This window comes from Tepidibacillus sp. HK-1 (assembly GCF_001748485.2).
Taxonomy (GTDB): Bacteria; Bacillota; Bacilli; order Tepidibacillales; family Tepidibacillaceae; genus Tepidibacillus_B; species Tepidibacillus_B infernus.
The window spans coordinates 1-524 of sequence record NZ_BDGM02000061.1 but is presented as its reverse complement, the minus strand read 5'-3'; the positions used below and the strand labels follow the sequence as shown (position 1 = coordinate 524).

The following is a 524-nucleotide window of genomic DNA, read 5'->3' as shown; positions in this document are numbered from 1 at the left end:
GTTGCACAGACAACCAGGATGTTGGCTTAGAAGCAGCCACCATTCAAAGAGTGCGTAATAGCTCACTGGTCGAGTGACTCTGCGCCGAAAATGTACCGGGGCTAAACGTATCACCGAAGCTATGGATACGGAGGTCAGTATTCAGAGGTCAGAAGTCGGAAAGAGAGGGTAAATGTGATAAAGCACTATACTGATTTAAGGATATATCAATTATCGTATAGGTTAGCATTAGAAATTCACAAAATGACTCAAAAATTTCCGGACTTCGAAAAATACGAACTAGGTTAGTTCATCAAGAGATATTCAATAAATATGATGGGTTAGGCAAACAAATCTATTCACTTCTAAGGAAGTGGGAATAATCTCTGACTTCTGATTTCTGACAACTGACCTCTGTGTGGTAGGGGAGCGTTCTTATTGCATAGAAGTCGTACCGAAAGGAGCGGTGGAGCGATAAGAAGTGAGAATGCCGGTATGAGTAGCGAAAAGACAAGTGAGAATCTTGTCCGCCGAAAACCTAAGGT

The 524-nt window shown here is 42.2% G+C and carries 1 rRNA gene; it reads left to right on the top strand.

The features are described from left to right. Window positions 1-524 (top strand): 23S ribosomal RNA (locus tag BEN26_RS13840); the annotation flags it as partial.